General features: G+C 67.4%; 16 protein-coding genes. 8 read left to right on the forward strand and 8 right to left on the reverse strand.

What is annotated here, in order from left to right; translation table 11 throughout:
- Positions 1 to 64 precede the first annotated feature (64 nt).
- From EDF74_RS09835 to ampE, 5 genes are all read left to right on the forward strand, one after another.
- Positions 65 to 814 carry a DUF6776 family protein gene (locus EDF74_RS09835; RefSeq protein ID WP_123729970.1) on the forward strand — a complete coding sequence of 250 codons (750 nt, stop codon included), beginning with the start codon at positions 65 to 67 and terminating at the stop codon, positions 812 to 814.
- Positions 815 to 818: 4 nt separating this feature from the next.
- Complete coding sequence (locus tag EDF74_RS09840) at positions 819 to 1,280, forward strand: bactofilin family protein (RefSeq protein ID WP_046273056.1); 462 nt, start codon at positions 819 to 821, stop codon at positions 1,278 to 1,280.
- A 37-nt stretch (positions 1,281 to 1,317) separates the two neighbouring features.
- On the forward strand, positions 1,318 to 1,707 hold the full coding sequence (gene erpA, locus EDF74_RS09845) for an iron-sulfur cluster insertion protein ErpA (RefSeq protein ID WP_019185327.1): 390 nt from the start codon (positions 1,318 to 1,320) through the stop codon (positions 1,705 to 1,707).
- Between the two features lie 69 nt (positions 1,708 to 1,776).
- Positions 1,777 to 2,682: an NAD(+) diphosphatase gene (gene nudC, locus EDF74_RS09850; protein ID WP_123729971.1), complete on the forward strand. Its 906-nt coding sequence runs from the start codon at positions 1,777 to 1,779 to the stop codon at positions 2,680 to 2,682.
- Between the two features lie 120 nt (positions 2,683 to 2,802).
- Positions 2,803 to 3,696, forward strand: a complete 894-nt coding sequence (gene ampE, locus EDF74_RS09855; RefSeq protein ID WP_123729972.1) for a regulatory signaling modulator protein AmpE — start codon at positions 2,803 to 2,805, stop codon at positions 3,694 to 3,696.
- A gap of 9 nt (positions 3,697 to 3,705) precedes the next feature.
- Here ampE and EDF74_RS09860 read toward each other — a convergent pair whose 3' ends face one another.
- From EDF74_RS09860 to EDF74_RS09895, 8 genes are all read right to left on the reverse strand, one after another.
- Positions 3,706 to 4,125, reverse strand: a complete 420-nt coding sequence (locus EDF74_RS09860) for a DUF2752 domain-containing protein (protein WP_123729973.1) — start codon at positions 4,123 to 4,125, stop codon at positions 3,706 to 3,708.
- Positions 4,125 to 4,484 carry a CD225/dispanin family protein gene (locus EDF74_RS09865; RefSeq protein WP_123729974.1) on the reverse strand — a complete coding sequence of 120 codons (360 nt, stop codon included), beginning with the start codon at positions 4,482 to 4,484 and terminating at the stop codon, positions 4,125 to 4,127. The genes EDF74_RS09860 and EDF74_RS09865 overlap by 1 nt, the downstream gene beginning before the upstream one ends.
- A 111-nt stretch (positions 4,485 to 4,595) precedes the next feature.
- Complete coding sequence (locus EDF74_RS09870; protein ID WP_123729975.1) at positions 4,596 to 6,485, reverse strand: MFS transporter; 1,890 nt, start codon at positions 6,483 to 6,485, stop codon at positions 4,596 to 4,598.
- Positions 6,486 to 6,624: 139 nt separating this feature from the next.
- Positions 6,625 to 8,802, reverse strand: coding sequence for a YccS family putative transporter (gene yccS, locus EDF74_RS09875; protein ID WP_123729976.1), 2,178 nt, complete (start codon positions 8,800 to 8,802; stop codon positions 6,625 to 6,627).
- 225 nt (positions 8,803 to 9,027) lie between these two features.
- Positions 9,028 to 11,130 (reverse strand): TonB-dependent siderophore receptor, encoded by a 2,103-nt coding sequence (locus tag EDF74_RS09880; RefSeq protein WP_260232238.1) that lies wholly within the window; start codon positions 11,128 to 11,130, stop codon positions 9,028 to 9,030.
- Positions 11,131 to 11,371: 241 nt separating this feature from the next.
- Positions 11,372 to 14,497, reverse strand: coding sequence for an efflux RND transporter permease subunit (locus EDF74_RS09885; RefSeq protein ID WP_123729977.1), 3,126 nt, complete (start codon positions 14,495 to 14,497; stop codon positions 11,372 to 11,374).
- Between the two features lie 34 nt (positions 14,498 to 14,531).
- Positions 14,532 to 17,771 carry an efflux RND transporter permease subunit gene (locus EDF74_RS09890; RefSeq protein WP_123729978.1) on the reverse strand — a complete coding sequence of 1,080 codons (3,240 nt, stop codon included), beginning with the start codon at positions 17,769 to 17,771 and terminating at the stop codon, positions 14,532 to 14,534.
- Positions 17,772 to 17,859: 88 nt separating this feature from the next.
- The gene (locus tag EDF74_RS09895; protein ID WP_123729979.1) at positions 17,860 to 19,098 is read right to left on the reverse strand and encodes an efflux RND transporter periplasmic adaptor subunit; all 1,239 of its coding nucleotides are present in this window, start codon (positions 19,096 to 19,098) and stop codon (positions 17,860 to 17,862) included.
- A 228-nt stretch (positions 19,099 to 19,326) separates the two neighbouring features.
- On the opposite strand from EDF74_RS09895, the gene EDF74_RS09900 reads away from it, so the two are divergent.
- The 3 genes from EDF74_RS09900 to EDF74_RS09910 all read left to right on the forward strand — a co-directional run bounded on the left by EDF74_RS09900 (position 19,327) and on the right by EDF74_RS09910 (position 21,965).
- The gene (locus tag EDF74_RS09900) at positions 19,327 to 20,658 is read left to right on the forward strand and encodes a M20 family metallopeptidase (RefSeq protein WP_123729980.1); all 1,332 of its coding nucleotides are present in this window, start codon (positions 19,327 to 19,329) and stop codon (positions 20,656 to 20,658) included.
- 100 nt (positions 20,659 to 20,758) lie between these two features.
- Entirely contained in the window at positions 20,759 to 21,577 is an 819-nt protein-coding gene (gene queF / locus EDF74_RS09905; protein ID WP_123729981.1) for an NADPH-dependent 7-cyano-7-deazaguanine reductase QueF, read from the forward strand.
- Positions 21,578 to 21,671: 94 nt separating this feature from the next.
- Entirely contained in the window at positions 21,672 to 21,965 is a 294-nt protein-coding gene (locus tag EDF74_RS09910; protein ID WP_070426094.1) for a LysM peptidoglycan-binding domain-containing protein, read from the forward strand.
- The last annotated feature ends 19 nt before the right edge of the window (positions 21,966 to 21,984 follow it).

Here is a 21,984-nt window from a genome sequence, read left to right on the forward strand (position 1 = left end):
AGCCCGTCGTTCCAGACAGGGGCCGTTGCGACAGCGCCGGCAGGCGCAGTCGCCCAGGACTGCCATGAATAAACCCACACCTTCCCGCATCCAGATCCGCCGGCCGGGCGCGCCGCCCGTGCAGGACCGCAAGCGCCTGCTGGTGCTGGGCGGGGCCTGGCTGCTGTCGCTGGTCCTGGCCGCGCTGCTTGGCGCCTGGTTGGGCTCGCCCGGCGGTGACGTCGGCACCCAGCTCAAGGCCGCCGAAACCCGCAATGAGCGCCTCCAGCAGCAGCTCATCGAGCTGCAGCAGCATCAGGCGACCCTGCAGGCGTCCGACCGCATCAGCCGCGCCGCCAACACCGAGGTCCAGGCCTCGCTGGGCGAGCGCGACGAAGAAATCGCCGGCCTGCGTGCCGACGTGGCCTTCTACGAGCGTCTGGTCGGTGCGACCAGCCAGCGCAAGGGCCTGAACACCCATTCGGTGGAGTTCGCGCCGGAGACCGGCGGCACCTGGCAGTACGCCGTGGTGCTGACCCAGAACCTGAACCGCGGGGCGATCAGCCAAGGGCAGATGCGCTTCACGGTGGAAGGCGTCAAGGACGGCAAGCTGACCTCGGTCAGCTGGGACGAGCTGCACCAGCGCACCAAGGTGCCGGGCCAGGACTATTCCTTCCGGTACTTCCAGCAGCTCACCGGCAGCGTGATGCTGCCGCAAGGCTTCACCCCGCAACGTGTGCGGGTCACGCTGGGATCAGGCGCGGGGGGCGCCACCCAGGTATTCGATTGGAAGCAGGCCGGCGCACCGGCGGCATCGGCAAAAGAAGGGGAATAAGCCCATGTTTGGCAGCAACAAATCCAACCGCGACGGACATCTTGTCGTGGACGCGCTGATCGGCGCGCAGGTGGTGATCCGCGGGGACGTGGAATTCAGCGGTGGTCTGTACGTGGAAGGCACCATCCTGGGCAAAGTGATCGCCCAGGACGGCGCCAGCAACGCCACCCTGACGGTGGCCGAGCATGGCGCCATCGAGGGTGAGATCCGCGCCCAGGTGGTGGTCATCAGCGGCCGCCTGGACGGGGATGTGCACGCCACCGAGCGGGTCGAACTGACCCCGAGCGCCCGGGTGACCGGCAACATCCATTACCAGGTGGTGGAAATGCACGCCGGCGCCCAGCTGACCGGCCGCCTGATCCACACCTCGGCGCAGATGGCCCTGCCGCCGCCGTCCGGGGATGCGGACGAGGGCAAGGGCAAGGACACCGCGGCCCGCAAGAAGCTGGCCGAGGCGATGGCCTGAGCTTGAAACCGTGCTCATGCACCCCCATGCTGGGGGCATGAGCACGCTTGTTTCCCTGCCCGGCGCTCCCGCCGCCGCGCCGAACTACCAGTCCCTGGACCGTCCGCTGAACTTCACCGAGGCCGCTGCGGCCAAGGTCAAGGAGCTGATCCAGGATGAGGGCAATGCTGCCCTCGCCCTGCGCGTCTACATCGAAGGCGGCGGTTGTTCCGGCTTCCAGTACGGGTTCGAGTTCGACGAGAACCGCGCCGAAGACGATCTGGCCGTGGATACCGCCGGCGTCACGCTGCTGGTCGATCCGCTGAGCCTGCAGTACCTGATGGGCGCCGAGGTGGATTACACCGAAAGCCTGACCGGCGCGCAGTTCGTGATCCGCAATCCGAACGCGAAGACCACCTGCGGCTGCGGCAGCAGTTTCAGCATGTGATGTGCGCGCAACCGGCCAAACGGTCGGTTGCCGCTTGCCAGCCCCGCCGAATGTGGGCAGGCTCTTGCGATGTCCACATTTACTCCGCAGCTTTCCGGTTTCGCCTTCGTCAGCGAGCCGTTGGAGCGCGCCGATACCCTGCGCGATGACGCCGATGCGTTGTTGCGCCTGTGGCCGGACGCGCGCGTATTGGTACTCGATCCCGATGGCACGGCCCTGGCCGGCGATGACGGTCAGCCACTGGCATTGACCGGCGCCGATCTCGGCGGCGGGCCCGGCACCGCGATCTTCCTCGGCCTGCGCGGCGAGCAGGCGTGGTTCTCGCTGGAGGCCGCCGCCGTGACGGTGGCCGCGCCGCAGCGCGTGGATCTGCGCCAGTCTGCCGCCACCTGGTCCATCGCCGATTCCACCGCCTTCTGTTACGCCCGGGGCATGTCCTACTGGCAGTCGCGCACCCGCTTCTGCGGGGTGTGCGGTGGCGCGGTGACCTTCAGCCGCGGCGGCTTCGTCGGCCGGTGTGGCCAGTGCGCCACCGAACACTACCCGCGCGTGGATCCGGCGGTGATCGTGGCCGTGGAAAACCAGGGCCGGCTGCTGCTGGGCCGCCAGGCCAACTGGGCCCCGCGCCGTTACTCGGTGCTGGCCGGCTTCGTGGAGCCCGGCGAATCGCTGGAGCAGACCGTGGTCCGCGAGGTCTTCGAAGAAAGCCGCGTACGTGTGCGTGAGTGCCGCTACCTGGGCACCCAGCCGTGGCCGTTCCCGGGCGCACTGATGCTCGGCTTCGCCGCCACGGCCGAAGACGACGTGCCGACCGTGAACGGCGAACTGGAAGATGCGCGCTGGTTCACTGCCGAGGACGTGGGCGCGGCGCTGGCCCGGGATGTCGAGGATGACGGCGACGGCATCCGTCTGTCCCCGCCCATCTCGATCTCGCGCAGCCTGATCGAACACTGGTACCGCCAACAGGTCGCCTGAGGGGCGCCTGCCGTTGCCGCCGGCTGAACACGCGGCGCGGTACATTACCAACGGCCCGGGGAATTGCCGGGCCGCAAGGCATAGTAGCGGCGCGTTCCACGTCCCGAGCCGGAGGCTTACATGTTCACCACCCTGGTCGCCGTGCTGGTTGCCTTGGCCCTGGGCCATGTCGCGCCGGGCGTGGCCGTCGCGCTGCGGCGTTTCGGCCTGTACCGGCGCTGGCTGCAGTGGCTGGACCGGCACGCCGCCGAAGACGGCTTCTGGCGCGGCCGCAAGGGCGCCTGGCTGGCCGTGCTGCCGTTCGTGGCGGTGCTGGGCCTGCTGCAGTGGCTGTTCGATGACCGCGTCTACGGCCTGCCGTCGCTGCTGCTGGGCGTGCTGGTACTGGTGATGTGCTGGGGTCCGCGCGATCTGGACCGCGACGTCGAGACGGTGATCGACGCCGATGACGCCCACGCCCGCCACCTGGCGATCGCACAGTTGCAGTCCGCCGGTGGCAGCCTGCAGGAAGACGTCCCCTCGCTCGTCGAAGCAACGGTGCTCAACGCGCTGCGGCGCTGGTTCGCAGTGCTGTTCTGGTTCCTGCTGCTGGGCCCGGTCGGTGCGCTGCTGTATCGCCTGCTGGCCTTGCTGGCGGTTGGCCCGATGCGCTCGCTGGCCAGCGTGGAAGCGGTCGCCGGTGCGCGCGTGGTGCTGGCCTGGCTGGAGTGGCCGGTCGCGCAGTTGATGTCACTGTCGATGGCGCTGGTCGGCAATTTCGATACCGCGTTCAAGGCGTGGCGCGAGGCGCACGGCAATCAGTGGTCGGCCTCGACACACTTCCTCGGTGCGGTCGCGCGGGCAAGCGTGAGCGCCGAGCTTCGCGAGGATGCGCATGATTACAGTGATGCGGGGATGGTGCCGGTGTGGCGTCGTCTGCCGGAACTGCGCGATGCGATGAGCCTGGTGTGGCGCATGCTGCTGCTGTGGATGGCGGTGCTGGCGCTGCTGGTGATCGCCGGTTGGGTCACCTGATGGTCCGGGTCAGCCCGGCGCCAACCAGGTAAACGGCACCCACGGCAGGTTGCGTGCGATCCAGTATGCGGGCAGCAGGATCAGCCAGAAAGCGGGCTTCATCAGCAGCGTGATCAACGGCTGCAGCGCGCGTGGTCGCCAGCCCAGTGCCCAACCGAGTACCAGCGGGGCGATGGCCAGCATCAGCATGGCCAGGGGATTCATCGAAAAGGCGGTGACCACATCGCCATGAGCCAGCGCGTGCAGTGCACGCGTCAGCCCGCAGCCGATGCAGTAATACCCGGTGACCGCCAGAAAGCTGCACGGCGGGAACGGACTGCTGGCGCTGTTGGGGTCGTAGTGCCGCAGCACCCAGATCCCCGCACCGGCCGCCAAGGCGGCCGGTGGCAACATCGCCAGCAACCAGCGCTTGCCGTGCAGCGCGATCATCAGCTGTTGCTTTCGATCTGCTGCTGGAACTGCTGCATCTGTTCCATGTAACCGTCCACGCCCATGAAGGCCAGCGAGATCACGAACAGCACGACGCCGGCGATCAGGAAGCCGGTGGTGACCCAGGCCCAGATCTTGGCGTTCTTGGAGGCACGACGTGCGCCTTCAAGGTCGCCCTGGTTGAGCAGTCCGTTGACCTTGCTGGCGAATACGATCGCGACGACGCCGGTGACGATGCCCGGGAAGCTCAGGCACGACAGGCAGCACACGAAGAACGCCAGGATGGTGACGACGATCGACCAGATCAGGTGGTTCGGAATGCTGCCCGGGGCGGGCGGCAGGGGGGCAGTGGCATTCATCAGCGAAACTCCATTTGCTTGGGTGGGTGGGTGCGTACGAGGTGTCCCGGGCGGTAATCTAACCGATGTGCCTGCCTCTATGTATACGGTTACATGCAGGCAGCGCGGGGCTCACGCCTGATCGCCACGTAGCTGCCGCACCTGGGTTTCCAGCATCGGCGCGGTGGCGACCTCGCCTGCGATCGGCGCAGATGCGACGACCTCGACATGCGCGCGGAAACGGCGTGGCACACGCATGCGGCCCAGGCGCGTGTCGCGGCGGCTCCACATGCTCGACCACATCCCGCGCAGCGCCATCGGCACTACCGGTACCGGGCGACGTTCGAGAATCTTCTCCACGCCCGATTTGAACGCGCCCATCTGCCCATCGCGCGTCAACGCGCCCTCCGGGAAGATGCAGACCAGCTCGCCCTCGGCCAGCGCCTTGTCCACCTCATCGAAGGCGGCCTGCATCAGCGCGGGATCTTCGCGTGCGCCGGCGATCGGGATGGCCTTTGCGGTGCGGAAGATCCAGCGCATCACCGGGATGTTGAAGATCTTGTAGTACATGACGAAGCGCACCGGGCGCGGCAGGGTCGCCGACAGGATCAGCGCGTCCATGTAGCTGACGTGGTTGCATACGATCAGTGCCGCCCCTTCGTCCGGTACGTTGGCTTCGATGCCATGCGGACGCAGCCGGTACAGCGCGCGCACCATCACCCAGCTGAGGAAGCGCATCAGGAACTCGGGCACGATCGTGAAGATGTAGATCGACACCACGGCATTGGCGATCGCCAGCGCCAGGAACAGCTGCGGGATGGTCCAGTCGAGTACGCGCTGGGTGAGCAGGCCCAGCCCCGCCGCCAGCACGATGAAGCCGGAGTTCTGGATGTTGAGCGCGGCGAACACGCGCGACATTTCCGATTTGGCCGTGCGGCTCTGGATCAGGGCGAACAGCGGTACCACGAAGAAGCCGGTGAACAGGCCGATGCCGATCAGATCGATGATGATGCGCGCGCTGCCCGGGGCCTGCACGAACTGCCAGATCGACAGCCCGGCCGTCGCCGCTTCGCCGACGCGGGCGAAGTACAGGTCGAGCATGAAGGCGGTCATGCCGAACGCGCCCAGCGGCACCAGCCCGATTTCCACGGTGCGCCCGGACAGCTTCTCGCACAGCAGCGAACCGGTGCCGGTGCCCAGCGAGAACAGGGCCAGCGCGAAGATGTAGAGCAGGGAGCCGCCGCCGAGGTTGACCTCGGCATAGGTCGGCAGCTGGGAGGTCAGCATCGTGCCGACGAACCAGAACCAGGACACGCCCAGGATCGCGTTGCGCACGGCCTTCTGCTTCTTGGCCATGCGCAGCACCGCGAGCGACTCGGGCAGCGGGTTCCAGTGGATCTTCAGGTCCGGCGCGCCGGCATCGACCTTGGGGATCATGCGTGCGGTCAGGTTGCCGGCCACGGCGAGCACGATCACGGCGGTGGCGGCCACGATCGGACCATGGCTGCCGGACAGGGCGAAGATCAGGCCGCCGGCGATCATCCCGGTCAGGATCGACAGCGAGGTGCCCATCTCGACCAGGCCGTTGCCGCCGGTCAGCTCTTCAGGCTTGAGGATCGAGGGCAGCACCGAGTACTTCACCGGTCCGAACAGGGTGGACTGCATGCCGGTGCAGAACAGCGCGACCAGCAGTACCGGCATGCTCTCGGTCAGGAAACCAAGCGCGGCCAGCGACATGATCGCGATTTCCATGGTCGTGGTGATCACGATCAGCCGCGATTTCTCCAGCTTCTCCGCGATCTGGCCGGCCAGCGCCGAGAACAGGAAGTACGGCAGGATGAAGATCGCCGGCGCCAGGTTGGTATACAGCGAGCGCTCTTCGATCGGCGTGCCGAGGAAGAACAGCAGCGCGATGATGGCCTGGCGGTAGACGTTGTCGTTGAACGCGCCCAGCGACTGGACGATGAAAAACGGCAGGAAACGGCGCTGCTTGAGCAGGGCGAACTGACTATGGCCGGACATGGAGACTCCTTGCGAACCGGCGCAGCCTAGCATTCTCCCTGTTGGCGCAGCATGGCAACGGCGCGCGTCGCCCCGGGGCGGTAGCTCACGACCGTTGGCCGTGACACGTTCAACATCCGTATCGACCAACGGTCGATACCTACCTCAACGTGCGCGCGGCCTCGTTGGCAGCGCCCCGCAGCTTGGGCAGCAGGCGCAGCATCAGCCCCATCTGGGTGCGGATCAGCTGCAGCTTGGGCGGCATGTCGTCCGGGATCTGCTCCAGCTGCTCGGCCAGGGCCCGATCGCCCTCGTTGGCGTCTTCGGCCACCGGCTCGCGCTGCTGCAGCGCACTGGCGATCTGCTGCATCGCCTGCTGCACCCGTTCACCGCCAGACAGCGCCAGCGGATCCTGGCCGTAGCTGTCCAGCTGGGTGCGGTGGGCGCCCAGTGCGGAGAGATGGCCAAGCAGAGTGTTGGACAGCGCCAGGAAGCGGAAGCCGGCATCCAGGTTGCGGCGCACGTGGCCGGGCTCGCGCAGCATGTTCGACAACGCGGTGGACAGCGCCGCATCGGCGTTGTGCATGTCACGCCGTGCGATGCGGTACGCCAGATCGTCCTGCATGCCGCTGCCGTATTGGCCGAGCACGGCGTGCAGGTACTTGGCGCAGTTGTCGAGCACGCGCGCCATCACCAGGTTCAGGCGCCGGCCCTGCCAGTCGGGCAGGATCAGGAACGCGGCCGCCGCGGCGATCGCGCAGCCCAGCAGCGTATCCACCAGGCGCGGCCAGATGAGCAGGAAGCCATCGCCGATCAGGTTGAAGCAGGTCAGTGCCATCACCGTGATCGCCGCAGACGCCACCAGGTAGCGATCGCTGCGGGTGAAGAAGAACAGCAGCGCCGAGAGCAGGGCGATCAGCAGTTCGATGCGCAGGTCCTGGAACAGCTGCATCAGCGCCCAGGTGAGCACCAGGCCGATCAGCGTGCCGGCGATCCGTTGCGCCAGCCGCTGGCGGGTCGCACCGAAGTGCGGGCGGCACACGAACACGATGGTGAGCAGTACCCACGAGCCGTTCTGGGCGTTGAACAGCCGGATCGCGGCAAAACCGACGATCAGCGCCAGCGCCATGCGCAGGCCATGCCGGAACAGCACCGAGCCGGGCGTGAGCTGCTGGCGGATGCGCACGCCCATCTCGTGCAGGGTATGCGGGTTGGTATCGCGCAGGCGGGTATCGACGTTGTCCAGGGTGGACTCGGATTTCTCGGCCTCGGACAGGCGACGTTCGATGCTCTGCAGGTTGTGGCCCAGCAGTTCCAGCGAGGCCAGCAGACGCTGCCACTGCTGGTTGTGCTGGGCGCGCAGCCAGGTCAGCGAATCGGTGAGATCGGCAGTGGCCTGCTTGGTGCGCTCGCCGTACTGGAACGGTTGGCGCAGGCGGATCGCCTGGCCCAGGTTGGCGCAGGCCTCACCCTGCAGCGCGAGCAGGCGCTGGCAGCGGTACAGCACGTCGCTGTGGAAGAACGCCTCGGTGAGCGCGCCGTAGGGGTAGTGCGAGGAGCTGGCGCGCTCGTGGAAGTCCTGGGCCATGTAATACAGGCGCAGGTACAGGCCGGATTGCACGCCGGGCCGGCCGGAGCGTCCGAAGCGCGCCAGGATCGCGGTCTTGGCGATGTTCAGCGCTTCGACCACGCGCCGGTTCTGCTCGGCCAGGGCCAGCTGGCGCTTCTGCACGTCGGCATCGCGCACCGGTTCGAACAGATCGGCCTTGAGCTGCAGGTAGCGGCCCAGTTCCAGGTACAGGCGCGCGACCCGCTCGCGTACGGGCCGGTTGGCGAACAGGGCGGTCCACAGGATGGAGAGCAGCGCGTACCAGACCGCACCGGCCAGCAGGTGGCTGACCGCGTTGATCGCCTGGGGCAGATCGGTCGCGCCGTGCTGCTCCAGCCCGATCATCGTGTAGATGGCCAGCGTTACCGTGGCCTGCGCGATGGAGGCGTAGCGCTCGCCGAGCGCGCCGAGCAGGGTCAGCCCGAACGTCGCGGCGGCCAGCGCGGTGATGAACCACCACGGATGCGGGAACAGCACCACGACCGCGGCGGCGGCGGCCACGAAGCACACCAGTGACAGGGCCACCGATTTGATCCGGCCCCACCAGTTGTCGTCGGTCTCGGCGATCGCGCTGGCGATGATGCCCAGGAACACGCCAGGCAGCGCAGGCAGCTGGTCCAGGTACCAGCACAGCCCCATCGCCGCGGACAACGCAATGAACACCCGCAGGCCATAGCTGGCCTTCTCATGCGCCCACAGGCGGCTGACGCGGGTTTCGAACGAAGGCATGGCGACTCGGCGGAAGGCAGGCCGCCATTATTGCCGGAGCGGGGTGAAGGGGACACCTCTGTCTGCGGGGCTGGGTCGGCGTGGGTGGGTTGCCGGGACACGCAGCAAGTACGTCCTTGTAAGCTCGATTCGCGCCATCCATGGCGCGAAACGGTCCCGTCCACCCACCCACGCCGACCCTCCGACAGTGGGTCGGTGCGCATCGAAAAGCGGGACCGGTGCAATTTACATATCGAACCGCACACTTACCGCGAAGGTGCGCGGCAGGCCCACGCCTGCGTTGGACCAGTACTTCTTGTTGGCCAGGTTCTCCACGCCGGCGCGCCAGGTGACCGGATGGCCGGCGGCCTGCATGCGGTAGCCGACGCCGGCGTTGACCAGGGTGTAGTCGGGCAGCTTGAGGGTGTTGTCGGCGTCGTAGTAGACGTCACCGTAGTAGCGGGCCAATGCATACACGCTCAGACCGTCAATCTGCGGGATGCTGTAGTCGGCGTGCAGCACGCCCTGCCAGCGGGCGGCGCCGGCGGTGCGGTTGCCTTGCTGGGCGACGCTGTCGGGGGAGAGCTTGTCGTAGGTCGGGTCCAGCCAGGTCACGCCGCCACCGAGGGTGACGGCATCGGTCAGGCGCACATCGCCACTGACTTCCACGCCTTCGTACAGGGTGATGCCGTCCTGCACCAGCAGCTTGCCGGCGGACGTAATCAGGTCGATGTTCGCGCCACGCTCCAATCGGAAGGCGGCAGCATTGGCGCTCCAGCGCGGGTACTCGATCTTGGCGCCGATCTCGTACTGCTTGCTGATGGTGGGGTCGAGCACGTCGCCGGCATTGATGTAATCGCTGCCCACGCGGCTGCCGGCTTCCAGCGATTCGACGTAGCTGGCATACAGCGTCACGGCATCGGCCGGCTTGTACATCAGGGCGTAGGTCGGGGTGACCGGATAGGTGTGGTACGCGCCCTTGTTTTCGAAGTCGTTGTAGCGCGCGCCGGCCAGCACCGACCAGCCGTCGGCGAAGCTGACGGTGTCGCTCACGAACACCGCCTGCTGCACGGTCTCGCTGCCGCGGCTGAGCACGCGCGAGCCGACCGCATCATGGCGCAGCGTAGGTCGCTGATAGATGTTGCCGCGGCCGAGGGTGTTCCACTCGTACGGGCGGTCCCAGCCCAGGCCAGTCTGGTGGGAGACGCCGGCAACGACCTGGTGCGACAGCGGGCCGGTCTGGAAGCGGCCCTGCACGATGGCCTGGGCCAGCTTCCACTCGCTCTTGCCGCCGAGCTCGTAGGTGTTGACGTCGTAGTCGCCGTTGACGTCATCGATGTAGGCGAAGATCTTGTTGACGTCGTTCCACGAGGTGGTCACGCCATAGCTCAGGCTGGCCTTCCAGTCGCTGTTGATCTGCCAGTTCAAGGCGGTGGAGAGCAGGCTGGAACGGGTGTCGTAGTAGCTGCCATCGATGCTGTTGTCGATGTCGCCGGCCAGCGGGCGCGGCAGCTCGGTCAGGCCGATGAAGTAGTACTGCGGGGATTCGTTGCTGAGCTCGCGCGACTGGAACACGCCATCGAAGGTCCAGGTGAGGCGGTCGCTCAGACGCGCGTCCAGCGACAGCGCGCCGACCTTGCGGTTCACGTCGCCGCCGTTGAACGTCTCGCCCTTCTCCTGGTACGCATTGAAGCGGTAGCCGAACATCTCTTCGTCGCCGAAGCGCCCGCCCACATCGACCTGGCCGCTGACGATGCCCGCCTCGCGCCAGCCAAGCTGCGCCGACAGCGTGGTGACCTCGGTCGGCTTCTTGGTCACGTAGTTGACGATGCCGCCGGGCTGGCCGAAGCCATACATGAAGCCACCGGGACCCTTCAGCAGTTCCACCTGCTCCATCACTTCCAGCGGCCACTCGGTGCCCCACGAAGAGACCTGCAGGCCGTTGACGCGGTAGCTGTCGTAGCTCAGATCGATGCCGCGGTTGCGGATCGGCGAGCTCCAGCCGCTGGCGTAGGCGCTGACCTGGGTGACCACGGACGGATCGGTGAGGAAGGCCTCGCCAAGCGAGACCACCTGGCGCTTCTCGATGTCCTCGCGGCCCACCACTGAGATCGCGAAGGGGGTATCGCGCACGGCACGGTCGCCCAGGGCGCCGGTGTCGGTATGGGTGCGTTCGGCGGTGACCTTGATCGCATCCAGATCGGTGGCCGAGCGCGCCCGGGCGCCGCCATCCGGGGCGGACTGGGCGTGGGCGGTGCAGGCCGCGGCAAGGGAAAGGGCGAGCAGGGCCGGGCGCAGGGCACGGCGGCCCGGCACCACGGCCGGGAGCGAAGACACAGACTGGCGCATGTTGTGGGGGTCCTCCGCGGACAGCAGCACACCGTCCGCGATCAGAAGAAGGCGGAAAAGAGGGGGTGGCTGAGTCGTCAGGCGTGCCGCGTCAGCGGCAGCGGGGCATCGCGGGGGGCAGTGCAGGACCGTGGCTGATGCGAATTGTTCTCTTTTGGGTCGATTGCGTCAATCCGGCGGCGGGCCGACCCACGGTCGGCACCTGCCTGCATGAACCACGTTCCGTGCAGGCATGCCGCCATCACCGCGCGGCGGCGGCCCGCTTCAACGCACGCTTCTCGCGGCGCCGCGCCCGGCGAGCCACCCAGCGCTCGCGCAGGCACGAGAAGATCACGTACAGCGCCGGAGTGCTGAGCAGGGTCAGGCTCTGCGAGAACAGCAGGCCGCCGATCATCGCGATGCCCAGCGGGCGGCGCAGCTCGGAGCCTTCGCCCAGGCCGATCGCCAGCGGCACTGCGGCCAGGATCGCCACCATGCTGGTCATCATGATCGGGCGGAAGCGCACGATGCTGGCCTCACGTGCGGCTTCCAACGGCGTCTTGCCGTGCTCGCGCTGCGCCACCACGGCGAAGTCGATCATCATGATCGCGTTTTTCTTGACGATGCCGATCAGCAGCACCAGCGCGATCATCGATATCACCGACAGCTCGGTATTGGTGCCATACAGCGCCAATAGCGCACCCACGCCCGCCGCCGGCAGCGTGGACAGGATGGTGACCGGGTGGATCAGGCTTTCATACAGCATGCCCAGCACCAGGTAGACGGTGATGATCGCCGCCATCACCAGGATCAGCATCGCCATCGGGTCCGAATCGAAGCCGAAGCCTGCGTCCTCGGCCAGACGGATGTCACCGGGCATGCGCATGCCGTTGACCGTGCTGTCGATGATCGCCTTGGCCTCGCCCATGCTGGTGCCGGGGGCGAGGTTGTAGCTCAGTTCCATCGTGGTGTACTGGTTTTCATGGGTGATCTGCGATGGCGCCAGCCCCGGCACCTGCTCGGCCACCGCCGTGATCGGCACCATCTCGCCATTGCCGGCCCGCACGTAGATCTGGTCCAGCGCTCCGGGCGTTGCGGTCTGCTCGGGCAGGGCGTTGACCACCACACTGTACTGGTTGATGTCCGAGTAGATCGTGGAGATCTGGCGCTGGCCGAAGGCGCCGTACAGCGCGCCGTCGATGGCACCGACCGAGACGCCCAGGCGTGCGGCCTTGGCCCGGTCGATCACGATGTTCTGGCGCAGGCCGGCGGCGTCCACGTCGGTGCCGACGTCGGCCAGCTTCGGGTTCTTCTTCAGCGCGGCCTGCAGTTTCGGCAGCCACTCCTGCAGCTGGGCCAAATCGTTGCCCTGCAGCGAGACGCGGTACTGCGCGCCTTGGCTGGCCCCTCCGCCGTCATTGCTGGGCAGATCCTGGATCGCACGCAGGCGCAGCTGCAGGTCGGGATAGCGGTCGGCCTTGGCACTCAGCCGCGCAAGGGCCTGGGCGGTGGTTTCGCGACGGCCATCCTTGCGTGACTTGAGTTCGACGTTGAACTGCGCGCTGGAACCCTGGCGGCCACTGCCCAGGCGCACGCCCACGGTCTTCACCGCCGGATCGGCCATCAGCATGTCGGTGATGCGGCGCTGGCGGTTGACCATATCGTCGAAGGAGACCGTGGCGCTGGAGTTCGCGCGGCCCCAGATCAGGCCGGTGTCCTGGGCCGGGAACGCGCCCTTCTTGACCGCACCGAACAGGAAGATGGTCGCGCCGATCAGCAGCAGCGGGGTCAGCGACAACAGCAGGGCATGACGCAGCGAGAAGTCGAGCAGCTTCACGTAGATCCGCAGCATGCGGTCGTGGCCGGCATCGAGCAGGCGGCCGAAGCGGCTGGGTGCGCCGGCATCGGCATGTGCGCTCAGGAAGCGGCTGCACAGCGCCGGGGTCAGGGTCAGGGAGATGATCATCGAGACCACGATGGCCGCGACCAGGGTGACGGTGAACTCGCGGAAGAACGCACCCATCATGCCTTCGGCGAACAGCAGCGGAATGAACACCGCCACCAGTGAGGCGGTGATCGAGACGATGGTGAAGCCGATCTCGCGCGCACCGGTGAGGGCGGCCTGCATGCGCGGCATGCCCTCGTCGAGGTGGCGCATGATGTTCTCGATCACCACGATCGCATCGTCGACCACGAAGCCGATCGCGATCACCAGCGCCAGCAGGCTCAGGTTGTTCAAGGTGAAGCCCAGCACGTACATCACCAGTGCCGCGCCGGCCAGCGACAGCGGCACGGTCACCGCGGCGATCAGGGTCGGGGCGAGCCGGCGCAGGAACAGCGCCATGGTCAGCACCACCATCGCCAGCGCGATCAGCAGGGTGATCTGCACTTCATGCAGCGACGAGCGGATGGTCGGGGTACGGTCGAAATACGGGGTGAGCGTGGTGCCCGGTTCCAGGTAGTCGCGCAGGGTCGGGATCTGCGCCTTCACCCGGTCCACGGTCTCCACGATGTTGGCGCCGGCGCGGGTGAACACGTACATCACCACCGCCGGTTTGTGGTTGAACCACGCGGCCTGGTAGGCGTCCTGCTGCCCGTCGTAGACGTTGGCGATGTCCTGCAGGCGGATCACGCGGCCGTTGTCGGCGGTCTTGATCACCAGCTGGGCGAAGTCGGCCGCGCGCGCCACCGAGTCGTTGGCGATGATCGCGGTGGTGGTGTTGCCATCGGTGAGGAAGCCGGTCGGCGAGGTCACGTTGGCCGCGCGCACCGCGTTGCGCAGATCGTCGGCGGTCAGGCCGAGGGCGTTCATCAGGCGCAGGTTGACGTCCACGCGCACCGCCGGCGTGGAGGCACCGGCGATATCCACCGAGGACACGCCGGTGATCTGGCGGATGCGCTGGGCCAGCAGCGAGTCGGCCACGTTGTAGAGATCGTCGGCCGACTGCGTTTCCGAGGTCAGCGCGATCGCGATGACCGGGTCATCGTTCGGGTTCGCCTTCTGGAACATCGGCGTGCCCAGCCCCGCAGGCAGGTCGGACTGCGCCGAGTTGATCGCGGTCTGCACGTCCAGCGCGGCCGAATCGATGTCGCGGTCGCTCTGGAAGATCATGAAGACCAGCGAGCTGCCTTCGGAGCTGGACGAGCGCATGCGGTCGATGCCCGGCAGCTGGCCGAGGTGGCGTTCCAGCGGCGCGGTCACCGTGGACGCCATCGTCGTGGCGTCCGCGCCGGCCTGGTTGGCGTGCACGAAGATCACCGGGATCTGGATGTTCGGCAGCGCCGACACGCCCAGCTGCAGGTAGCAGATCACGCCGACCACGAACAGGCCGATGGCCAGCAGGGCGGTGCCGATCGGGCGGCGGATGAACGGACCGGAGATGTTCATCGACCGCCTCCGCAACGGCCTGCGGTGCTCATCATCACGCCTGCGGCTCCTGCACCGGGCCATGGCCATGACGCAGCGCACGCTGTTCGCGGCGCTGGCGCAGGCGCTCGGAGAAGCGCTCCATGTACAGGTAGATCACCGGCGTGGTGTACAGCGTCACCAGCTGGGATAGCAGCAGGCCGCCGACAATGGCGATGCCCAGCGGGCGGCGCAGTTCCGAGCCGATGCCGGTGCCCAGCGCCAGCGGCAATGCACCCAGCATCGCGGCAGCGGTGGTCATCATGATCGGGCGGAAGCGCAGCAGGCACGCGCGACGGATCGCCTCATGCGCGTTGGCACCGGTGCGGCGTGCTTCGATCGCGAAGTCGACCATCATGATGCCGTTCTTCTTCACGATGCCGATCAGCAGCACGATGCCGACGATGCCGTCCACCGACAACGGCAGCCCGCACACCATCAGCGCGAGCAGCGCGCCCACGCCGGCCGGGGGCAGGGTGGAGATGATGGTGAAGGGGTGGATGTAGCTCTCATACAGCACGCCCAGCACGATGTAGATCAGCACCAGCGAGGCCAGCAGCAGCCACACCACATCGGTCTGACTGCCGGTGAACTCGGCGGCCTTGCCGATGAACTGTGCGTGCACCTGCGAGGGCATCTCCAGGCCCGCCTTGGTCTCCTCGATCGCCTTGACCGCATCGGACAAGGAATAGCCCGGTGCGATGTTGAACGACACCGTGACCGCCGGCAGCTGCTGCTGATGGCTGACCACCAGCGGGGTGCTGGTGACCTTGCTCTCGGCCAAGGCGGCCAGCGGGATGATGTTGCCGGCGCCGACCGGAATGCCGGTGTTCTGCGCGCCGATGCCGGTGGCGGTGGACGAGTTGGACGAGGTGACCTGGCCGAAGTTGGTGGCGTTGCTGCCGGTCAGCGCACCGGCGCCATTGGAGGCCACCGCCAGCTGGTTCATCAGCGCGGTGCTGGTGCGGAACTCAGGGGCCACTTCCAGCACCACGCGGTACTGGTTGAGCTCGGTGAAGATGGTGGAGATCTGGCGCTGGCCGAAGGCGTCGTACAGCGTGTCGTCGATGGTCTGCATCGGCACGCCGAGCACGCTGGCCTTGTCACGGTCGATGGTCAGCTCGAGTGCGCGGCCCTGGTTGGACAGGTTGTTGTCCACGTCGGCCAGCTCCGGACGCTGGCGCAGCGCCTCGGTCAGGCGCGTGGCCTGCAGCGCGACCTGCGCGCTGTCCACGTCCGACAGCGAGTACTGGTACTCGGTCGCGGCCACGCGGGTATCCAGGGTGACGTCCTGCACCGGCTTGAGGTACAGCGCCACCCCGGGAATGCCGGCCACGGCCTTCTGCAGGCGCGGCAGAATCTCATCGAGCCCATCGCGGTCGCCGCGCTCCTTGAGCACGATCGACAGCTGGCCCTGGTTGAGCGTGGGGTTCATGGTGCCGGCGCCGATGAAGGCCGAGACACCGGTCACTGCCGGGTCGCTGCGCAGCGCTTCGGCCACGGCCTTGGTGCGCTGCTCCATCTGCGGGAAGGCGATGTTCTGGTCGGCCTGCACCACGCCGGTGATCAGGCCGGTGTCCTGCTCGGGCAGCAGGCCTTTGGGAATCACCAGGTACAGCACCACGGTCAGCACCAGCGCGCCGGCAGCGACGGCAAGGGTCAGCGGCTGGTGGTCGAGCACCCAGTCCAGGCTGCGTTCGTACAGGCCGACGGTGCGCGACCACACGGTGGTCTTGCCTGCGGCGGCCGCCCGCTCGTGCGCGTCTTCGCCCTCGGGCAGCGCATCGGGCTTGAGCAGGTAGGCGCACATCATCGGGGTGAGCGTCAGCGAGATCAGCATCGACAGGGTCACCGCGATGCTCAGCACCCAGGCGAACTCATGGAACAGGCGGCCGGTGACGCCGGGCATCAGCAGCAGCGGCAGGAACACCGCCACCAGCGAGATGGTCAGCGAGAGCACGGTGAAGCCGATCTGCTGCGCGCCGATCTCGGCCGCTTCCGGCCCGCTCTTGCCCTGTTCGATGTAACGCACGATGTTCTCGATCATCACGATCGCATCGTCGACCACGAAGCCGGTGGCCACCACCAGCGCCATCAGCGAGAGGTTGTCCAGCGACATGCCGGCGAACGCCATCACACCGAAGGTGCCGGCCAGTGACAGCGGCACCGCTACCGAGGGAATGATGGTCGCCCACAAGCGGCGCAGGAACACGAAGATCACCGCGACCACCAGGCCGATGGTGAGGATCAGGGTGAACTGCACTTCATGCACCGAAGCACGGATGGTCTCGGTACGGTCGTTGAAGATGTCCAGATGCACGTCGGCCGGCAGCACGTTCTGCAGCTGCGGCAGCAACGCGCGGATGCGCTCGACGGTCTGCACGATGTTCGCGCCCGGCTGGCGCCGCACTTCCAGCAGCACCGCCGGCTTGCCATCGGCCCACGCGGCCAGCTGGTCATTCTCCACGCCGTCGATCACGTTGGCCACATCGGACAGGCGCACCGGGCGGCCGTTCTTGTAGCTGATGATGGTGTCGCGGTACTCGGCGGCACTGGTCAGCTGGTCGTTGGTGCCGATCGAGTAGGACTGGGTCTTGCCGTTGAGCGAGCCCTTGGGCGCGTTGACGTTGGCCTGGGTCAGCGCGCTGCGCAGCTCTTCCAGGGTCAAGCCCATGTTGGACAGCTGCGCCGGGTTGACCTGGATGCGCACGGCCGGGCGCACGTTGCCGGCGATGGAGACCAGGCCTACGCCCTGCACCTGCGACAGGCGCTGGGCGAGGATGGAGTCGGCGTAGTTGTTGACGTCGCGCAGCGGGCGCGTGTCGGAGGTGAGCTTGAGGGTGACGATCGCCGCGTCGGCCGGGTTCACCCGGTTGTAGACCGGCTGGTAGGGCAGCGAGGAGGGCAGGGTGGCCTGGCGGATCGCGGCCTGCACATCCTGCGCGGCGATGTCGATGTCGCGGTCCATCGAGAACTGCAGGATGATCGTGGACAGCCCCGCCGACGAATCGGAGGTCATGATCTCCAGCCCGGAGATCTGCCCGAACTGGCGCTCCAGCGGCGTGGTCACCAGCGAGGCCATGGTGACCGCGTTGGCACCGGGGTACTGGGTGGTCACCACCAGGCTGGGCGCATCGATCTCGGGCAGCGCCGACACCGGCAGCTGGCGGTAGCCGAGGATGCCGAGCAGCAGCAGGCCCGCCATCAGCAGCGAGGTGGCGATCGGGCGGCGGATGAAAATCGTCGAAAAGCCCACGGGCGGGTCCTTGCTGGTGCGTCGTGCTGCGTTGGATCAGGCGAACGCCGGCCCTGGGGCCGGCGTCAGGTACGTAGGGCGGGCGCGATCAGCGCGGACCGCCACCGCGGCGTCCACCGCCACCCTGCTGCTGGGCGGCCTTGAGCTCGGCTTCGGTCGGTGCGGCCGGGGTTTCGCCCGGCTTGAGCGCGGTCACCTTGGCGCCCGGCTTGAGCCGGAACTGCCCCTCGCTCACCACGCGCTCGCCGCCTTTCAGGCCCTCGGTGATCTGCACCTGGCTGTCGCCGACTTCCACGCCGCTCTTCACCGTCTGCATGGCCACGGTGCTGTCCGGGGTGACGATGTAGACGTACTCGCCGTCCGGCCCGCGCATCACGGCCTGGGTCGGGATCACCACGCCGCCGGCGATGGTGCGCAGCTGCATGCGGACGTTGACGAACTGGCCCGGCCACAGCGAATTGTCGGCGTTGTCGAACAGGGCACGCGCGCGGAAGGTGCCGCTGTCGCTGCTGATCTGGTTGTCGACCACGTCCAGCTTTCCGCCGTCGGTAAGGACATGCGCGTCGTTGCGGTCCAGCGCGGCGATATCCACCGCACCGGCGGCCTGGGCCTCGCGCACGGCCGGCAGCTGGCGCTCGGGCAGGTTGAACACGACATGGATCGGATGGATCTGGGTCAGCGTCACCAGCGCGGTGCCGGCGCTGACGATATTGCCGGCGTCGACCGCACGGATACCGGCGATGCCGGAGATCGGGGCGGTCACCCGGGTGTACTGCAGCTGCACCTGGGCGGCGCGCATGCTGGCCTCGTTGGCGGCCACGGCACTTTCGAACTGGGCCACCTGATTGCGTTGGGTGTCCAGGTCGGTCTTGGCCACGTACTGGCGGTATTCGGCCGAATTGGAGCGCTGGTAGTTGGAGCGGGCGGTGGCGAGCTGGGCCTGGTTCTGGCGCTTGGCCGCCGCGGCCTCGTCGTAGCTGGCCTGCAGGGTGCGCGGATCGATCTGCGCGAGCAGGTCACCCTTCTTCACTTCCTGGCCTTCCTTGAAGTTCAGGCTGATCAGCTGGCCGCCGACCTGCGGGCTCACGGTGACGGTGTTCATCGCCGCCACCGTGCCCAGCGCGCTGGCGTAGACCGGTACGTCCTGGCGGACCGCATCGATCACCGTGACCGGCACCGGGCCGGCATTGGCCGGATCACCGCCCTGGCGCCCTTCGGCTGCCGGGCCGCCTGCATCCCCCTTCTTGCCGCCCATCAGGCGCATACCCACAACGGCAATCACCAGCACTGCGACCACCAGCAGCACGATCTTCCAGAAACGCGACATTCAATAACTCCCGAGGGCTGGCGAAGGGCGGGGGCCCGGTTGGCTAGGCGCAAAGCATACTCGTCGCCCGTGGCCTTTCATGCATGACGGATGGGACGGGCGATCAGACCGGATGTGACGGGTGAGGTTCCATCCATGAACGTTTGCCGGGGCAGAAAGTTACAGCGCGACCGGCGCCGATGCCCTACATTCAGGTTCGACCGCTGTTCTGACCCGTGGAGACCTTCAATGCCCCGTCTGTCGCTGTTGATGTCCGCCCTGCTGCTGGCCGCCCCCGGCCTGGCCGCCGCCGCCCCCGCCGAACGCCCGGAAGTGGCCGCCGCTGCGACCCGCCTCAAGGCCCAGGTGATCGACTGGCGCCGTGACTTCCACCAGCACCCGGAGCTGTCCAACCGCGAAGAACGCACCTCGGCCAAGGTGGCCGAGCGCCTGCGCGCGATGGGCCTGAAGCCGCAGACCGGCATCGCCCACCACGGCGTGGTGGCCATCATCAAGGGCGGCAAGCCCGGCCCGCGGATCGCCCTGCGCGCGGACATGGACGCACTGCCGGTGACCGAACAGACCGGCCTGCCGTTCGCCTCCAAGGCCACCAGCACCTACCGCGGCGAGACCGTCGGGGTGATGCACGCCTGCGGTCACGACGCCCACACCGCCACCCTGCTGGGCGTGGCCGATGCGCTGGTGAAGATGCGCGCGAACCTGCCCGGCGAAGTCATGCTGATCTTCCAGCCCGCCGAGGAAGGCGCGCCGCCGCCGGAAGAGGGCGGGGCGGCGCTGATGCTCAAGGAAGGGCTGTTCAAGGGCTTCAAGCCCGAGGCCGTGTTCGGCCTGCATGTGTTCTCCAGCGTGCCGGCCGGCCAGATCGCGGTGCGTGGCGGCCCGCTGATGGCAGCGTCGGATCGGTTCGGGATCAAGGTGATCGGCCGCCAGACCCACGGCTCGGCGCCGTGGAACGGGGTGGACCCGATCGTGGCCACCGCCGACCTGGTCGGCACCGCGCAGACCATCGTCAGCCGCCGCGCCAACCTCTCCAAGCAGCCGGCGGTGGTGACCTTCGGCGCGATCAAGGGCGGCATCCGTTACAACATCATTCCCGATGAAGTGGAGATGGTCGGCACCATCCGCACCTTCGACGAGGGCATGCGCCAGCAGATCTTCGCCGACCTGCGCAACGTGGCCGAGCACACCGCGGCCGCGCACGGGGCCAAGGCCGAAACCGAGATCTATGAGTCCGAGGGCAACCCGGCCACGGTCAACGATCCGGCACTGACCGCGCGGATGCTGCCGAGCCTGCAGGCCGTGGTGGGCGAGGGCAATGTGTACGAGCCGCCGCTGCAGATGGGGGCCGAGGACTTTTCGCTGTACGCCCAGCAGGTGCCGGGCATGTTCTTCTTCGTCGGCTCCACCAGCGAGGGGATCGATCCGGCCACGGCGCCGGCCAATCATTCGCCGAAGTTCCTGCTTGATGAGAAGGCGCTGGATGTGGGCCTGCGCGCGCTGCTGCAGGTGAGCCTGGATTACCTCAACGGGACGGCGGCTGCGGCGCCTGGCGCAGGCTGACGTCAAACGACGGCTGGTAGACGGTAGGCCCCCGGCCGCTGGCCGGGGCCTTTCGTTTTCGCCGCCGGACGCCGCGCGCCTACCGGCGTAAAATGGCGGCATGAATACCCCCCAGGACTCCAGCCTCGGTCGCGAGGTTGCTTACCCGTCGCAGTACGATCCCGGCCTGCTCTTCCCCATCCCGCGCCGTGGCGCCCGCGAGGAGATCGGCCTGGACGAGGCGGCGCTGCCGTTTGTCGGCCATGACCGTTGGCAGGCCTATGAATTGAGCTGGCTGGACGGTCGCGGCAAACCGCGCGTGGCGGTGGCCACGGTCAGCGTGCCGTGCACCTCGCCGAACCTGATCGAATCCAAGTCGTTCAAGCTGTATCTCAACTCGCTCAACAGCACGCGTTTCGATGATGACGCGGCCGCGCGGCTGTGCATCACCCGCGATCTGTCGGCGTGTGCCGGGGCGGTGGTGACGGTGGTGCTCGGGGTGCCGCCGCTGGTGGAAGAGCCCGAGGGCGAGTCGCTGGACGAGCGCGAGGTCACCATTGAGCGCTACGGCCCGCCGGCCCCGGAGTTCCTGTTCGCCGATGCCGATGAGGTGGTCACCGAAACATTGAGTTCGGCCCTGCTCAAGTCCAACTGCCCGGTCACCGGCCAGCCGGACTGGGCCAGCGTCAGCGTGCGTTACCGCGGCCCGAAGATCGACCGCGACGGCCTGCTCAAGTACCTGATCAGCTACCGCGAACACGCCGAGTTCCACGAGCAGTGCGTGGAGCGGATCTTCAGCGAGATCACCCAGCGCTGCCAGCCGCAGTGGCTGGAAGTGGAAGCGCGCTACACCCGCCGCGGTGGGCTGGACATCAATCCGTGGCGGGCCAGCCCGGGCATCGGCGCCCCGGCGCGCACCGTCCGCGACCTGCGCCAGTAGGCGTTCCGCGCGTCTTCACATCCACGCCATGCCCCATTAACAAGGGCTGTGACACCGTGCCTCCCATGTCGTCAATCAAGACGGGAGTGTATGGATGAGTACCGATAAGAAAGTCGACTTTTCCGGTGTCAGCGCCAGCGTTGATACCACCGCGCAGAAAGTCGATCAGGTCGATTTCTCGGGCGTGACCGCCTCGGTGGATACCACCGCGGAGAAGGTCGGAGGCACCTACACGGTGCAGAAGGGCGATTCGCTCTCGAAGATCGCCAAGCAGGAACTGGGCGATGCCAATGCGTGGAAGCGCATCTTCGAGGCCAACCGCGACGTACTGGACGACCCGGACAAGATCCAACCGGGCCAGACGCTCAAACTGCCGCCCAAAGCCTGATCCGCTGCACTGCCCACCA

It is taken from the genome of Stenotrophomonas rhizophila, assembly GCF_003751305.1.
GTDB classification, from domain to species: domain Bacteria; phylum Pseudomonadota; class Gammaproteobacteria; order Xanthomonadales; family Xanthomonadaceae; genus Stenotrophomonas; species Stenotrophomonas rhizophila_B.

What these genes read in the sequence shown, in the direction of transcription:
- EDF74_RS09895 (WP_123729979.1), bottom strand. Translation starts at nt 19,098, where the DNA reads ATGTCGCGTTTCTGGAAGATCGTGCTGCTGGTGGTCGCAGTGCTGGTG.
- EDF74_RS09900 (WP_123729980.1), top strand. Translation starts at nt 19,327, where the DNA reads ATGCCCCGTCTGTCGCTGTTGATGTCCGCCCTGCTGCTGGCCGCCCCC.
- EDF74_RS09865 (WP_123729974.1), bottom strand. Translation starts at nt 4,484, where the DNA reads ATGAATGCCACTGCCCCCCTGCCGCCCGCCCCGGGCAGCATTCCGAAC.
- erpA (WP_019185327.1), top strand. Translation starts at nt 1,318, where the DNA reads ATGAGCACGCTTGTTTCCCTGCCCGGCGCTCCCGCCGCCGCGCCGAAC.
- EDF74_RS09885 (WP_123729977.1), bottom strand. Translation starts at nt 14,497, where the DNA reads ATGAACATCTCCGGTCCGTTCATCCGCCGCCCGATCGGCACCGCCCTG.
- EDF74_RS09870 (WP_123729975.1), bottom strand. Translation starts at nt 6,485, where the DNA reads ATGTCCGGCCATAGTCAGTTCGCCCTGCTCAAGCAGCGCCGTTTCCTG.
- EDF74_RS09860 (WP_123729973.1), bottom strand. Translation starts at nt 4,125, where the DNA reads ATGATCGCGCTGCACGGCAAGCGCTGGTTGCTGGCGATGTTGCCACCG.
- EDF74_RS09835 (WP_123729970.1), top strand. Translation starts at nt 65, where the DNA reads ATGAATAAACCCACACCTTCCCGCATCCAGATCCGCCGGCCGGGCGCG.
- nudC (WP_123729971.1), top strand. Translation starts at nt 1,777, where the DNA reads ATGTCCACATTTACTCCGCAGCTTTCCGGTTTCGCCTTCGTCAGCGAG.
- ampE (WP_123729972.1), top strand. Translation starts at nt 2,803, where the DNA reads ATGTTCACCACCCTGGTCGCCGTGCTGGTTGCCTTGGCCCTGGGCCAT.
- EDF74_RS09880 (WP_260232238.1), bottom strand. Translation starts at nt 11,130, where the DNA reads ATGCGCCAGTCTGTGTCTTCGCTCCCGGCCGTGGTGCCGGGCCGCCGT.
- yccS (WP_123729976.1), bottom strand. Translation starts at nt 8,802, where the DNA reads ATGCCTTCGTTCGAAACCCGCGTCAGCCGCCTGTGGGCGCATGAGAAG.
- EDF74_RS09910 (WP_070426094.1), top strand. Translation starts at nt 21,672, where the DNA reads ATGAGTACCGATAAGAAAGTCGACTTTTCCGGTGTCAGCGCCAGCGTT.
- EDF74_RS09840 (WP_046273056.1), top strand. Translation starts at nt 819, where the DNA reads ATGTTTGGCAGCAACAAATCCAACCGCGACGGACATCTTGTCGTGGAC.
- queF (WP_123729981.1), top strand. Translation starts at nt 20,759, where the DNA reads ATGAATACCCCCCAGGACTCCAGCCTCGGTCGCGAGGTTGCTTACCCG.